This is a genomic window from uncultured Porphyromonas sp. (assembly GCF_938046015.1).
In the GTDB taxonomy this organism is placed as follows: Bacteria; Bacteroidota; Bacteroidia; order Bacteroidales; family Porphyromonadaceae; genus Porphyromonas.
This window is the reverse complement of the sequence record NZ_CALIXW010000023.1, coordinates 1-14,037: the sequence shown is the minus strand read 5'-3', so window position 1 is coordinate 14,037 and position 14,037 is coordinate 1. Positions and strand designations below refer to the sequence as shown.

Annotated in this window: 11 protein-coding genes; all 11 read right to left on the bottom strand. The window is 58.9% G+C overall.

The genetic code is table 11. The features are described from left to right. Positions 1-278 precede the first annotated feature (278 nt). Complete coding sequence (locus tag Q0248_RS02615) at positions 279-1,073, bottom strand: tetratricopeptide repeat protein (protein WP_299319398.1); 795 nt, start codon at positions 1,071-1,073, stop codon at positions 279-281. Between the two features lie 11 nt (positions 1,074-1,084). Further along, positions 1,085-2,863 carry a BatD family protein gene (locus tag Q0248_RS02610; protein ID WP_299319395.1) on the bottom strand — a complete coding sequence of 593 codons (1,779 nt, stop codon included), beginning with the start codon at positions 2,861-2,863 and terminating at the stop codon, positions 1,085-1,087. After that, complete coding sequence (locus Q0248_RS02605) at positions 2,857-3,606, bottom strand: tetratricopeptide repeat protein (protein ID WP_299319393.1); 750 nt, start codon at positions 3,604-3,606, stop codon at positions 2,857-2,859. The genes Q0248_RS02610 and Q0248_RS02605 overlap by 7 nt, the downstream gene beginning before the upstream one ends. Further along, entirely contained in the window at positions 3,596-4,627 is a 1,032-nt protein-coding gene (locus tag Q0248_RS02600) for a VWA domain-containing protein (protein ID WP_299319391.1), read from the bottom strand. Before Q0248_RS02600 ends, Q0248_RS02605 begins: the two co-directional genes overlap by 11 nt. Positions 4,628-4,630: 3 nt before the next feature. After that, on the bottom strand, positions 4,631-5,617 hold the full coding sequence (locus Q0248_RS02595; protein WP_299319388.1) for a VWA domain-containing protein: 987 nt from the start codon (positions 5,615-5,617) through the stop codon (positions 4,631-4,633). Further along, a complete protein-coding gene (locus Q0248_RS02590; protein ID WP_299319387.1) occupies positions 5,614-6,594 on the bottom strand; it encodes a hypothetical protein in 981 nt (326 codons plus the stop codon). The genes Q0248_RS02595 and Q0248_RS02590 overlap by 4 nt, the downstream gene beginning before the upstream one ends. A 4-nt stretch (positions 6,595-6,598) precedes the next feature. Beyond that, entirely contained in the window at positions 6,599-7,483 is an 885-nt protein-coding gene (locus Q0248_RS02585) for a DUF58 domain-containing protein (RefSeq protein WP_211789385.1), read from the bottom strand. A 57-nt stretch (positions 7,484-7,540) separates the two neighbouring features. Then, the gene (locus tag Q0248_RS02580) at positions 7,541-8,533 is read right to left on the bottom strand and encodes a MoxR family ATPase (protein ID WP_299319384.1); all 993 of its coding nucleotides are present in this window, start codon (positions 8,531-8,533) and stop codon (positions 7,541-7,543) included. 1,398 nt (positions 8,534-9,931) lie between these two features. Next, a complete protein-coding gene (gene rimO, locus Q0248_RS02575; protein ID WP_299319382.1) occupies positions 9,932-11,233 on the bottom strand; it encodes a 30S ribosomal protein S12 methylthiotransferase RimO in 1,302 nt (433 codons plus the stop codon). Further along, positions 11,230-12,183, bottom strand: a complete 954-nt coding sequence (ftsY, locus tag Q0248_RS02570; RefSeq protein ID WP_299319379.1) for a signal recognition particle-docking protein FtsY — start codon at positions 12,181-12,183, stop codon at positions 11,230-11,232. The genes rimO and ftsY overlap by 4 nt, the downstream gene beginning before the upstream one ends. A gap of 84 nt (positions 12,184-12,267) precedes the next feature. Next, complete coding sequence (locus Q0248_RS02565; RefSeq protein ID WP_299319377.1) at positions 12,268-13,947, bottom strand: ribonucleoside-diphosphate reductase subunit alpha; 1,680 nt, start codon at positions 13,945-13,947, stop codon at positions 12,268-12,270. Positions 13,948-14,037 lie beyond the last annotated feature (90 nt).

Below are 14,037 nucleotides of genomic sequence, written 5' to 3'. Positions count from 1 at the left end.
CTGAGGGATATCCCTCGCGGAGCTTAGAGCGGTAAGTCCCTTTACTGAGACTCTAAGCTGCTTGTTTAGACCCTCCTAGGCGATCGCTGTTAATTTTGCAACTTAGCTGTCCCTATAAGGGCTCAAGACGGCTTTCTCTAGCAGCATGGAGTGCCATAGAGGTCTTTGCCCCCCGAGCTGGGATACAAAGGGAAAGGTCTCTATAAACTAAAAAAGCAAAGCCCCGAGCAGTATCAGTGCTCGAGGCTTTGTCTTTAGGGAAATAGGGTGGAGCTGCTCTAGGGCAAGGTAGGACGCGGAACTACGTACTCTAGACTTGCGTTCGGGATCCAGCCATGACGCCCATCGGGTAGGGTGATAGGGATGCGCTGCAGTGCCGTAGAAGGCTCACCCTTGATGCGAATGAGCGTCCCCTCGTGCAGGCTAAAGAGCGCCTCAGCAACCGTGTCTCCCGAGGCAAATACCGATACCTCGGGATGGACAATGACCGCTCGATGGCGGGCCTCACGTTGCTCGTGCACCCAGTGAAGGATCAGAGCCAGCGTGAAAAGGCTTAAGGCTAGCGAGCCCAGCCCCGTGTAGAAGCTCCAGCGGCGAGCGCTGCGCCGCCTCACGAGGAAGAAACGGACGAAGGCTGCTGCAGCTAGTGCGAAGAGCAGCAGGCTAAGGGCTATCAATAAGGGCAAGGGTAGGGCATAGGCCATCTGCTCCCCAGTACGCTCTACCCAGCCTTTGCCGTCAGCTAGGCGGTCGATACTTTTGGCTCGGATGAGCTGACGATTGGACTGGGCTGCTTCGTCTCTGGGATCAAGCTGTAGGCTACGCTCTATATAGAGACGTGCGTGCCCTAGATCTCCGAGCTGATAGTAGCAGGAGGCGAGGTTATAGTAGATGCCAGCACGTGGCCCCTCCTGCTGGAGAAGCTGCTCATAGCGAGTGATGGCTTGCTTGTAGTCTTTGCCTTCGTAGAGGCTAGCTGCCTGATCCCAGAGCTTGGGCTCGGCGGCAGAGGCCGAGACACTGCCCACGGATAGGGTCAGGGCGAGTAGAAGAACATGAAGTCGCTGTGACATGGGTGGGATCTCTATCGGCTGAGGTGATGACTATCCATTTGACTGATGAGGCGTGCCGTATCGTCGTAGAGCTGCTGCATATCGCCCTCCTGGGCAGGTGCGTAGCGGGCGAAGTCGGCTGCGTCAAGTAGGTTGGTGAGCTGTGCGATCAGTTCATCAGGCAGCTGACGCTCGCGTAGGAGATCGGAGATACTGCTGCGGCTAAGCTCGGAGAGGGGCAGACGGAGCTTATCGCCGAGGTAGCCCCACAAGGCCTTGGTTAGCTCTTCGTAGAAGGCCTCACGCTTCCCAGCTGTAAGGAGCTCGTGCGCCGTACGTAGGCGACGTGTCGCGACCTTACTTGCCTTGCTCGCACGATAGCCTACACTGTCAGCCAGCAGCGCACGGCGTCGGCGCAGCAGGACGTAGCCGAGGAGTGCCGCCAGAGCGATGAAGACGAAGGAGAGGTAGTAGACGAAGCTCTGCACGAAGCCGAGACCAGGGATGGCACGGGCTCCCAGCTCTTGCTTGAGTGGCGCGAGGCTGAGGAGCTGCTGATCAGCGCTGACGACCTCGTCCTGGGGGGCATTCTTCCCCTGGGCTATATCGAGGCGGAAGGATTGGCTGCGGATCGTCTCGTAGTGCTGTGTCTGCGGGTTGAAGTAGCTGAAGCTGACAGCCGGGATCGTCACGATCCCGACGCGCTTGGGGATGGCGTAGTAGTCGATCACCTTATGCCCCTGGACATTGTTCGCCCCGACCTTCTGCTCGTAGCTTTCCTTAGGGTCATAGACCTCGAAGGTATCGGGGAACTTGACCTCGGGGGCCTTCGCGAGCTTCAGGTTACCTTGCCCCTGTAGGGTGATGCGTAGGGTGAGTGCCTCATTGGTCTTGAGCTTCTTGCTCAGGAGCTCTGCCTTCATCGTGAAGGCACCCACAGCACCGGAGAAGTCTGCGGGGCGCCCCTCGGTAGGGAGTGGCTTGACCGTGATTGTCACAGGGGCGGAGCTCACCGTACGCTCCATGACACTGGCAGCCCCGATGAAGAAGTCATCTTCGTCCTGGGCTATAGGCGCTGGGACACGCAGCCCGATCTCGCTGGCAGGGATGGTCAGCTGACCACTGCGCTGGGGGAAAAGGACCTCCTGACGCATGACGACGGTACGCCAGTTGCGCCCTTGATAGCTCTCGAGGACAAGCTGTCGGCGCCCATCATCGGGCTCCATCTGCGAGAGGAAGCCCTCGTACTCGGGGGCCTTGAGCGAGGCGATCTCAAACTCCGTGGAGGCATACAGCTTGTACTGCATCGGGATGGCCTCCTGCTCGTAGACTGAGCTGCGTCCAGGGATAGCGCGGTAGAGGTAGTGTCCCACGCTGCTAGCCTGAGCAGCCTGCTGCCCTTGCTCGCCTGGGAGGACCTTGATACTCGCGCCGCGTACCTGGACTTGGCGCCCCCCGACGACAGCCGTCGTGGGGGGGATGGAGACCGTACCTACCTTATCGGCTAGGAGGGTATAGGTAAGCTGTGTGGAGACGGAGCTGGTAGTCCTACCGTTGACGCTGCTGAAGGAGCTGGAGGTCTGACGCGCTGGGCCGTAGAGGAGATTGAGCCCCGAGAGCTTGGGTGCGTCGAGGCGCTCAAGCTCAGCCGAGCCCTGCAGTAGATATACGAGCTGAAAAGGGCGTCCCTTGATAACGGTCGCTGGCACCTCGACCTTGATGGTCTGAGCTGCCAGGGAGACTAAACCTAGGAAGGTCGCCGTACCGAGTAGGACAGTACGACGAAGAGGTGTGCGAGATATGCTTACCATCGCTTCTTGTTCTTGTTGCTATTCTGACTCTGCTCTTCACGCTGGCGCTGCTCTACGCGTCGGCGCGTCTGCTCGTCATCGGAGCGGAAGGAGTTGAGGAGCTGCTCAGCTTGCTCCTTGGACATCTGTCCAGGGCGAGGCTCTGCGGGCTTCCCGCCCTGCTGCTTGTTGTCCTGCTTCTGCTGAGCATTCTGCTGCTGATCCTGCTTCTTCGGATCCTGCTTGTCCTTCTGCTTGTCTTGCTGTTGTTGCTGTTGCTGGTCCTGCTTATTCTGCTGCTGCTTGTTGTCCTTCTGCTGCTGCTCCTGCTGCTTCAACAGACGCTGCGCTAGGACTAGGTTGTAGCGCGTACCCTCGTTCTGAGGGTTGCGTATCAGCGCTTCCTCATAGGCCTCGACAGCCGCACGGTAGTCCTTCTGCTTCATCGCTACGTTGCCTAGATTGTGTAGGACGTCAGCCTGCTGACGCTGAGGAAGCTGCTCATTCGCCGCAAGACGCTCTAGATAGCTCTTGGCCTGATCATAGTGTCCCTCCTGGTAGGCGGAGTTAGCTAGGCCGAAGCTAGCCTTAGCATAGAGGCTGTCCTTGAGTATAGCGCGTCGATATTCGGCTGAGGCCGCAGCATAATTCCCCTTCTTGTAGAGCTTGCCCGCACGGCGGACGTCACTCTTGATCCACTGGGCTGAGCTGCTGCCGTAGGCGAAGGCCGTGAGGCAAAGGATATAGATGAGCTTACTTCTCATGACCGAAGATATTGTAGCGGATGAGGAACTTGTTGCGGCGCCCCATGATACAGAACTCTAGGACGAGGAGGATGAAGGCTGCCCACAGCCATGACTCGTAGTCCTCTATAGCGCTGCTATCGGAGCCGCCCGAGACGCTGCCCTTAGGCAGCTCGTCGAGCTGCTTCTTCAGCTCCTTGACGACGCTGGCCTGCGAGGCCGAGCTGACGAAGACGCCAGCCCCTACGGAGGCCAGCGACTGGCACATCTCGGGATTGAAGCGCGTGACGACCATGTTGCCCGTCTCATCGGTCAGGGGCCCTCCGCTCGTGGGGATGTTGCCGCCCTCGCTGGTGCCGACCCCCACCACATTGATGCGGATGCCAGCCTCCTTAGCCGCCTTGGCTGCCTCGAGGGCATTATCCTCGAAGTCCTCACCGTCCGTCAGCACGATGATGGCCTTCCCTAGGTCCTTACGGTCAGAGAAGGACTGGCGTGCGAGGTCGATGGCTGCGCCAATAGCCGTACCTTGGTCGGAGATCATGTTCGGGGAGATGTCCCCGAGGAACTCCTGGGCGGTGCTTAGGTCGGTGGTAATGGGGAGCTGGACGAAGGAGCTACCAGCAAAGACGATGAGCCCCACGCGGTCGCTCTTCATCTCGCCCAGCAGCTTGGATATTGTCCGCTTGGCGAACTCGAGTCTATTCGGGGCAATGTCCTCGCAGAGCATCGAGTTGGAGATGTCGAGGCAGATCATTGCCTCGATCCCCTTGTTGTCCTCGCTAGCGCCCGCAGTACGCCCCGCGATCTGAGGACGTGCCAGCACGATGAGCAGCAGCGCTCCCGCTAGGAGGATCATCAGGTCCCTCAGGAGCAGCTTGCGTCCCGTAGCCAGCGGCATGATGAGCTGCTGCATCTCAGGGCTAGCATAGCGGGCAAGCTGCCTGCGGCGCTGGAAGAAGCGCCACACAGCCCAGCCCAGGAGGGGCAAGAGCCCCAAGAGGAAGCTGAGATACTCGGGGGACTGGAAGTGTATGTTCATACCCTAGGGATTGAGTCGGAAGATGGTAGAGCGCAGCAGCCACTCCAGGAGCAGGCATAGTGCTGCGATGAGGACGAAGAAGGCGAACTGCTCGTAGACCTTGTGGTAGCTGCGGGTCGAGAGCTTGGTCTTCTCTAGACGGTCGATCTCCTTGTAGATCTTGGCTAGGGACTGATTATCCGTAGCGCGGAAGTACTCCCCGCCCGAGATTTCCGCGATCTGACGCATCGTGGGCTCGTCGAGGTCCACGGGCATATTACGCACCACGGTACCTACAGGTGTCTCTATAGGGTAGGGAGCTTCGCCTGAGCCTGAGCCCACACCGATCGTATAGACCGATATGCCTAGCGTCTTGGCTAGCTCTGCGGCCATGGAGGGGGAGATATTGCCCGTGTTGTTCGCACCGTCAGTCAGGAGGATGACGACCTTGCTCTTGGTCTTGCTGTCCTTGAGGCGGCTGATGGCCGTAGCCAGCCCGGAGCCAATGGCCGTCTGATCCTCGATGATCCCGGGTTTCATTTGGCTCAGCCTATTGACAAGCGTCGCGTGGTCCTGTGTGAGCGGACAAGCGGTGAAGCTCTCCCCTGCAAAGACCACAAGACCGATATTATCATTAGGGCGATTGGCGATGAAGCGCATGGCGACCTCCTTGGCCGCCTCTACGCGGTTGGGCTCGAAGTCCATAGCGAGCATGCTCGTGGAGATGTCCATCGTGAGCATGATATCGATGCCCTCTACCTGGCTCTCTGTCCAGCTCGTCGAGCTCTGAGGACGAGCCAGTGCAATGATGATGGCCGAGAGCCCCAGCAGACGTAGGACGGGGACGAGGTGCCGTAGACGGACGCGCCAGCCAGCACCTGCCCCCTGGAGTAGCTGTAGGGAGGGGGTCCGCAGCGTGGCCTGCTGCTTGCGCTGCCAGAGGATATAGAAGAGGACTAGCGCAGGTATGAGAAGCAGTAGCCACAGGACGTGAGGATGGAGGAAGGTCATGCCGTCACCTCCTTTCTGTCTGAGGCTTCAGCACGCTCTGCCGTATAGAGCTCATCCGCCAGCTCTAGGGCTAGACGGCAGGACTCGTGGGCTTCGCTTGGCATCGGAAGGCTCTTGGCGAACTTCACGAAGTCCGCTTGGGCGAAGATCCCTTCCAGGTGCCGTAGTATGCGCGGATTGACCTGGCGACTGCTCAGGGCTGCGATGAGCTCCGAGCTCGTCAGCTCGAGGGCCTCGATCCCCCATAGCTCAAGGAAATAGTGACGCAGTCCCTCAGTGAGCAGTGAGTAATAGGCCTTGAAGTCCTGCTGCGTCTCCAGCGGAGCCTTCGCAAGCGGGGCGAGCCGCTTCTGCAACTGCTCCAGCGGTGTATAGGTACGGACTGGGACAGGCTTCGTGGGCTGCATATACCGCGCCCTCCTCTTGTACTCGTATATGAGGATTGCGACAAGGAGCAGGCCTGCTAGGACGTAGCTGATCCAGCTCGTCCAAAGGATGAGGAAGAGATCCAACAGGGTATAGGGCTCCTCCCAGGGATCCATGATGGGCTTGAACTCGTCGGGCTTGGAGACATCGACCTGTGGGGCGATGACATTTAGAGCTAGGGCCTTGGAGCTTGCCTGCCCAGAGGGCGTCTCGACGATAATGGGGGGGAGGTTGACGAGCGTCGAGTCGAAGGAGGTCACGATCATACGCGCCTTGATCTCCTTGACCCCGTTCCCTATGTCGAGGGTATCGAGAGCACCGAACTCAAGGACACGGAAGCGCGCATTGCCCGTACTGTCCTCGCTAAGCCAAAAGCGTGTCTGGGGTAGGTTGTCCGTGCGGATAATCATATCTATAGCCGCGGGCTCCCCGATGCGTATCTCGGGGCGATCCAGACGCGTCTGTATAGAGACGTTCTGCCCCGAGGCTAGATGGACAGCCCCCAGCATCAAGATACCGGCTAAGCTATAGCGTCTTGTCTGTAGTGACATAGTGTTAGGATCTGCGTCCGAAGAGGCGTAGGAGCTCGGGTGTATAGTCTCGGCCTGCTGCGAGCTCGATGTGGTCGACTCCCGAACGGAGGCAATTTTGATGGAAGGCCGCGAGCTGGGCCTCTAGCTGCTGCTCATAGGCCTCCCGTAGGCTACGGGAAGAGGTGTCTACCCAGCGGCAGCGCCCAGACTCAGCATCCTGGAGCTGCACCAGCCCAAGCCGTGGCAGCTGCATCGCCCCCGCGTCATAGGTGCGGATGGCGACTAGGTCATGACGCCGAGCAGCGAGGCTGAGCGAGGTACGATAGTCCGCCCCCCAATGGAGGAAGTCAGAGATCAGGAAGGCCGTACAGCGTCGCTTGATGACCTGATTGAGGTAGCTCAGAGGAACGTTGAGGTCCGTCCCTTGGCTCTTGGGCTCGAAGGACAGCAGCTCGCGGATCAGGTAGAGGATATGCTTGCGCCCACTACGTGCGGGGATGAAGAGCTCTATCTGATCGGTGAAGAAGATAGCCCCTACCTTGTCGTTGTTCTGTATCGCGGAGAAGGCCAGCGTAGCCGCTAGCTCGGTATTGAGCTCACGTATGCTCTCGCTCTGCGTCCCGAAGGCAGTGCTCCCCGTCATATCTACGAGGAGCATGACCGTCAGCTCGCGCTCTTCCTCGAAGACCTTCACAAAGGGATGCGCATAGCGTGCCGTGACATTCCAGTCGATATCGCGTACGTCATCACCGATCTGATAGTTGCGCACCTCGCTGAAGGCCATACCACGCCCCCTAAAGGCTGAGTGGTACTGCCCAGCAAAGACCTGCTCGGAAAGCCCCCTTGCCTTGATCTCAATGCGGCGAACTTTCTTGAGTAGCTCTGTGGCTTCTTGCTTCGATTTCATCTATACCTCTTTCCTTCTCCGATCTTACTTGTCCAGTGTCCTAGTGAGCGACTCCCACTAGGGTACCTCTACCTTGTTAAGGATCTCCTTGATAAGCTCATCGGCCGAGAGATTATTGGCTTCGGCTTCGTAGGAGAGGCCTATGCGGTGGCGCAGGACATCGTAACAGATGGCGCGCACATCCTCGGGGATGACGTAGCCGCGGCGCTTGAGTAGCGCGTAGGAGCGGGCCGCCAGAGCTAGGTTGATCGAGGCACGGGGCGAGGCGCCGAAGGAGATGTAGTTCTTGAAGTCCGCCAGCCCGTACTCCTCAGGGCGACGCGTGGCGTAGACGATATCGACGATGTAGCGCTCTATCTTCTCGTCAATGTAGACCTCAGAGGCCGTAGCACGCAGGTCGAGGATATCCGCGATGCTGACGACGGGCTTGACCTCGACGGGCTCAGGGCGTATCTGCTGACGCACGATGAGCGCCTCCTCTTCCTTACGTGGGTAGGAGATGAGCACCTTGAGCATGAAGCGGTCTACCTGTGCCTCGGGTAAGGGATAGGTACCCTCCTGCTCGATGGGGTTCTGCGTCGCCATGACGAGGAAGGGGTTGGGGAGCTTGAAGGTCTGCTCACCCACCGTCACCTGATGCTCCTGCATGGCCTCGAGCAGGGCACTCTGCACCTTGGCTGGAGCTCGGTTGATCTCGTCGGCAAGGATGAAGTTGGAGAAGATCGGCCCCTTCTTCACCTGGAAGTCCTCGTGCTTCTGGCTGTACATCATCGTTCCGATGACGTCGGCAGGTAGCAGGTCGGGGGTGAACTGGATACGCTTGTAGTCGGCCTGTATCAGCTGCGCCAGCGTCTTGATCGCGAGCGTCTTGGCAAGGCCAGGTAGCCCCTCAAGAAGGATATGCCCACCCGAGAGCAGGCTGATGAGGAGCGAATCTACGAGGTGTTCCTGCCCTACGATCGCCTGACGCATCCCCGTGCGGAGGGCATCGACGATGTGACTCTTGCGCTCAATCTCGGCCGTGAGCATGCGTATGTCTACTGATTCCATATATGTCTAATGTCTAGTGCGTGCTATGATTTTACTTCTTATTCCAAAGGTTACGCTGTAGTACTAACGCACGCCGCACCGAATTCGTATCAAGGGCGTTGATACGGTATTTGGAGGCAGCGGGCAGCGTGATACGCTTCCCGAGTGGGAGCTTATCAGGGTCCTGTAGCTTCGCCTCGTTCTCCTGATAGATGTAGACCCAAAAGGCCTTGTGCCCATACTTCTGATAGGCAAGGCGTGTCAGGCGATCCCCTGGGCGCAGTACACGCGTCTCCGTGCTGTCCCCTCGAAGCCTGGGCTCTAGGGCTCGGGCTAAGCTATCCCGACGAGCACTGTCTAGCCGCAGCTGAGTGCTATCGAGCTGGGCGGGCTGCGTAGGACGTGATGGAGGGGGAGTGGGGAGTGCAGGCTGAGCTTTCTTGGGCGCGAGCGGAGCCGAAGACTGGGTGCTCAGATGCGCATTATAGAGGTAGTAGCCCCCAAGCCCGAGGAGCAAGCCAGCGAGCAGCCCAAGTAGGAGTAATGCCCACGAGTAAGGGCGGGGCTTTGCGCCCTCTGCTTCAGGGACGATCGGCACAGCAGGCTGTGAGCCTTCTCCCACCAGTGTGTGAACCTCCTGACTGACGTCAGTGACGGCCTTGACTGGTAAGGGGGAGCTAGGCTCTTCCAATACCGGGGATACTTCTTCCTTAGATGAGGCTTCCTCCACCACTGGGGTCGGGGCTTCTTGTGCAAGGGCAACTTCCTCAGAGAGGACAATGGGTTCCTCTGCCGCGGGTTCAGCTTGACGAGCCGCGTAGCGAAGGGTCGTATAGAGGCTGGCTAGGGATTCAAGGGAGGCCAAGGGACGCTGCTCCAAATCTCCTTGGGAACGGCAGTCGGGGGCCAGTCGCACGGGGACGAACATCGCGAAGGGCTTATTAAGTCCCTCGGCGAAGCTGGAGCTTAGCTGTAAGGTGTAGCCTTCAGAATCCCTTCGGAAGACACCCAGCCCAGGCCAATGCAGGAGCTGATGCTGCTCCAGGAAGGCCGCCCAATGTCGAGGCAGCAGCTCCAGCCAAGCAGACACGAGGCCGAGCCCAAGTTTGCTGGCTTCAGCTAGGGCGGTGGCTAGAGCTGGGAGAGCAATACTTCCCCCTTCTGACGCCTCTGCGCTGAGCTCCAGATGCAGCTGCGGGGGGATGAGCCACAGCTCTCCCTCGGGGAGCTCTGCGATCCATTCGGTCTCGGTGGCTAGGCTCCAGCAGCCCAGCTCCCGTAGGTCTAGCGTCTGCCCCGCCAGGAGGCGCTGCTCGAGCTGAGCACCCAGCGCCTGCAGCAGCGACTCTACCGTCGTCAACTGCAGACCAGCGTGCTCAGCTAGACGCAGTACCCAAAGTTCCTCCTGCAGCATCTTAGCTAAGCCTTGAATTGTCCGTAGAGATCAAAGGTATCGGCGGAGGTGATCTCGATGGGGTAGAAGTTCCCCACCGTGAGCTCGGTCTCCTTAGTGATCAGGACCTCCTGATCGACCTCGGGGGAGTCGTACTCGGTGCGCCCGATGTAGTATTCGTCCTCAGCTCTATCGATGAGTACCTTGAAGGTCTTGCCCACCTTCGCTGCATTGAGCTCGGTGGCGATCTCCTCCTGAGTGCTCATCAGCCGATCCATACGCTCCTGCTTCACAGCAAGGGGGATATCATCCTCGTACTTGTCATAGGCGAAGGTCCCCGTCTCGTGTGAGTAGACGAAGGCGCCCATACGATCGAAGCGAATGTCACGGACGAACTGCAGGAGCTCCTCGAAGTCCTGCTCCGTCTCCCCAGGGTGTCCCGTCATCAGCGTCGTACGCAGGTGCAGGCCAGGGACGGACTCGCGCATATCGCCGAGCAGCTCGTAGGTCTCCGCCTTCGTCACGCGGCGACGCATCTGTCGCAGCATGGGGTCACTGATGTGCTGTAGGGCTATGTCGAGGTAGTTGCAGATGTTCTCACGCTCCCGCATCACGCTGAGAATCTCCCGAGGGAAGTCTGCGGGATAGGCGTAGTGCAGGCGTAGCCACTCGAGCCCCTTGACATCAGAGAGCCGCTGCAGGAGCTCGGCGAGGCTATTCTTCTTGTAGCGGTCGAGGCCATAGAAGGTAAGGTCCTGGGCGATGAGCTGGATCTCCTTAACACCCGAGGCTACGAGGGACTCGGCCTCAGAGACCAGCTCCTCCATGGGGCGAGACTGATGCTTGCCCGTGATGAGCGGGATAGCACAGTAGGAGCAGCTGCGGTTGCAGCCCTCCGAGATCTTCATATAGGCGTAGTGGGATGGGGTCGTGATGCTACGATTGCCCCCGAGTGGGTCGTGGTGGTACGCCTTCCCGAGGTCGGTGAGGAGGTTCTTCCAGTTGAACTTGCCATAGTAGCCATCGACCTCGGGGATCTCTACCTTGAGCTCGTCCATGAAGCGCTCCGTGAGGCAGCCCATGACATAGACCTGCCCGATGCGCCCCTGCTTCTTGGCCTCGACCATGCTGAGGATCATGTTGATGGATTCCTCCTGGGCATCGCCGATGAAGCCGCAGGTATTGAGGACTACGATCTCTCCGTTGACTGTGGGCGAATTGTGCTGTACCTTGTAACCGTTCGCCAGGAACTGGCGGATGAGCTGCTCCGAGTCCACGAGGTTCTTGGAGCAGCCTAGAGTGATAACGTCGACTTTGTTCTTTCTCATTCTCCGAATAAGGAGTCTACAAATGCTTTCTTACGGAAGAGCTGAAGGTCGTCAATGCCTTCTCCTAGTCCGATGTACTTGACAGGGATCTTGAACTGATCCGAGATACCGATGACGACACCGCCCTTGGCCGTGCCGTCGAGCTTGGTGACCGCCAGAGCGTTGACCTCGGTGGCTGCGGTGAACTGCTTGGCCTGCTCGAAGGCATTCTGCCCCGTGGAGCCATCGAGGACGAGGAGTACCTCGTGTGGAGCATCGGGGACGACCTTCTGCATCACGCGGCGGATCTTGGTCAGCTCGTTCATCAGCCCAACCTTGTTGTGCAGGCGGCCTGCCGTGTCGATGATGACCACGTCACTGCCTGCCTTGACTGCAGCGCTGAGCGTGTCGAAGGCCACCGAGGCAGGGTCGGCGGACATGTGCTGCTTGATGATGGGCACGCCTACACGCTGCGCCCAGATGTCGAGCTGCTCAATCGCTGCCGCGCGGAAGGTGTCTCCCGCCCCAAGCATCACGGAGTAGCCCTGAGCCTTGAACTGATGGGCGAGCTTACCTATGGTCGTAGTCTTACCCACGCCATTGACACCGACAACCATGATGACGTAGGGCTTCTTCCCCTCAGGGTGGGCAAAGCTCTCTCCATCCTCCGAGCCACTCTCCAGCAGGAGCTGGGCGATCTCGTCACGAAGGAGGGCGCTCAGCTCGCTTGTGGAGACGTACTTGTCTCGGGCTACACGTTCCTCTATTCGCTTGATGATCTTGAGGGTCGTCTCGACCCCGACATCACTCGTCACGAGGATATCCTCTAGATCATCCAGCACGGAGTCATCAATGGTACTGCGCCCAGCCACTGCTCGGGCGATCTTACTGAAGACGCTCTCCTTGCTCTTGGCGAGCCCCTCATTAAGCTCTTCCTTCTTCTTACGGGAGAAGAGTCCAAATAGTCCCATGATCCTTGCTTTAGTTGATAAATCGATGATGCGGGCAGTCTCCACTCCCCATGCGGTAGGGTAGTGGAGACTGTCCTTCGGTGACTAAGCCTCGCAGCTGGTGCAGGTCACCAGGTTGGTGATCATATCCTTGGAGACACTATTGCTGCGCTGATAGTAGAGCCCCTTCACCCCGAGCTTCCAGGCCTCGATGATGAGGCGGTTGAGGTCCTTGATCGGCATCTCGGGCGGGATGTTGAGGTTGAGGCTCTGTGACTGGTCGATATACTTCTGACGGATGGAGGCCTGCACGATGATGTCCTTCTGAGAGATCTCACGGAAGGTCTTGAAGACCTCCTTCTCGTGGTCACTCAGGAAGTCGAGGTGCTGCACGGAGCCTGCATTCATCATGATCTCACGCCATACCTCATAGGTATCCTTGCCCTTGCTCTCGAGGAGCTCACGCAGGTAGCGGTTCTTGCGAATGAAGTTGCCCTTGGCTAGCCCTACCTTATAGTAGTTGCTTGAGTAGGGCTCGATGCCGGGGCTGACCTGGCCGAGGATGGAGGACGAGGAGGTCGTCGGGGCGACGGCTAGGCGCGTTGTATTGCGGTACTTGACGCCCTGATAGCCGCCTTCCTCGAAGATAGGCGCTGGTCCTAGGAGCTCCGCCAGGCGTAGGCTCTCGGCTGTGGTCTTCTCCTGGAGCTGCTTGAAGATCTCAGCCGTCAGCTGGTTGGCCTGGAGCGACCCGAAGGGGATCATCTTGCTCTGCAGGTAGGAGTGCCAGCCGAGGACACCGATGCCTATAGCGCGGTGGCGCTTGGCGAAGTTAGCCGCGTACTTAAGGAACTTCTTACCCTCGGTCTTGGCGATGTACTCGGAGAGAATACCGTCAAGGAACATCACCGCTAGCTCGGGTAGGTCGCTGTCGCGCCACTCGTCATAGAGGGCGAGGTTGAGCGAACAGAGGCAGCAGATGAAGGTCTCCTTATCCGAGTCGGGTAGGGCGATCTCGCTGCAGAGGTTGCTGTGCGTGATGTTGCAGCCGAGGTACTGGTAGATCTCGGGCTTGTTGATATTATTCGTGTCGCTGAACCAGATGTAGGGGAGTCCCTTCTCTCGGCGCGACTCAAGGACGCGTGCCCAGATCTTGCGCTTGGCCTCATCGCCCTCGATCATCTCGACCATCCAGTAGTCGGGGACGCATACGGCGTAGAAGATATTCTGCAGCTCATTACCGATGTCCTTGATGGCAAGGAACTCCTCGATGTCGGGATGGTCAATATCGAGGTAAGCGGCGAAGGAGCCTCGGCGCGAGCCCTGTGTGACGACGGTCATCACCGTGTCAAAGAGCTTCATGAAGGATACGGCACCCGTGGACTTGCCATTGTTGGCGATCGATGCCCCGCGCCCGCGGAGCGAACCGAAGTAGGCGGAGGTCCCCGCACCCATCTTGGTGTGCATCATCACCTCGCCGAGCTTGGTCGTGATGTCGGCGATGCTATCCCCGATATAGCAGCCCTGGCAGGAGATGGGCAGCCCACGCGAGGTGCCAGCATTGGTCCAGATAGGGGAGGAGAGGGATAGCCATCCCTTGTAAATGGCGTCCTTGAATCGCTCCTGCAGCTCGGGCGTCCCGAGTTCGCCCAGGTGCTGGCACACCGAGGCCGTGATGCGGTCTATGGCATCGTGTATGGTCTCCCCATTGAGGAGGTAGCCACGATCGAGTACCGCACGGGACTCATCGTTGTACCACCAGGGTTCTTGTCTTGTTTGGCTCATCTTGTCTCTAGGCTAGGGGCTAGAATAGGTCGTTAGCGGTGACGGGTTTGTCGTGCTTGGTGTAGGCGTTGATATTCCCCCCGCAGCTAG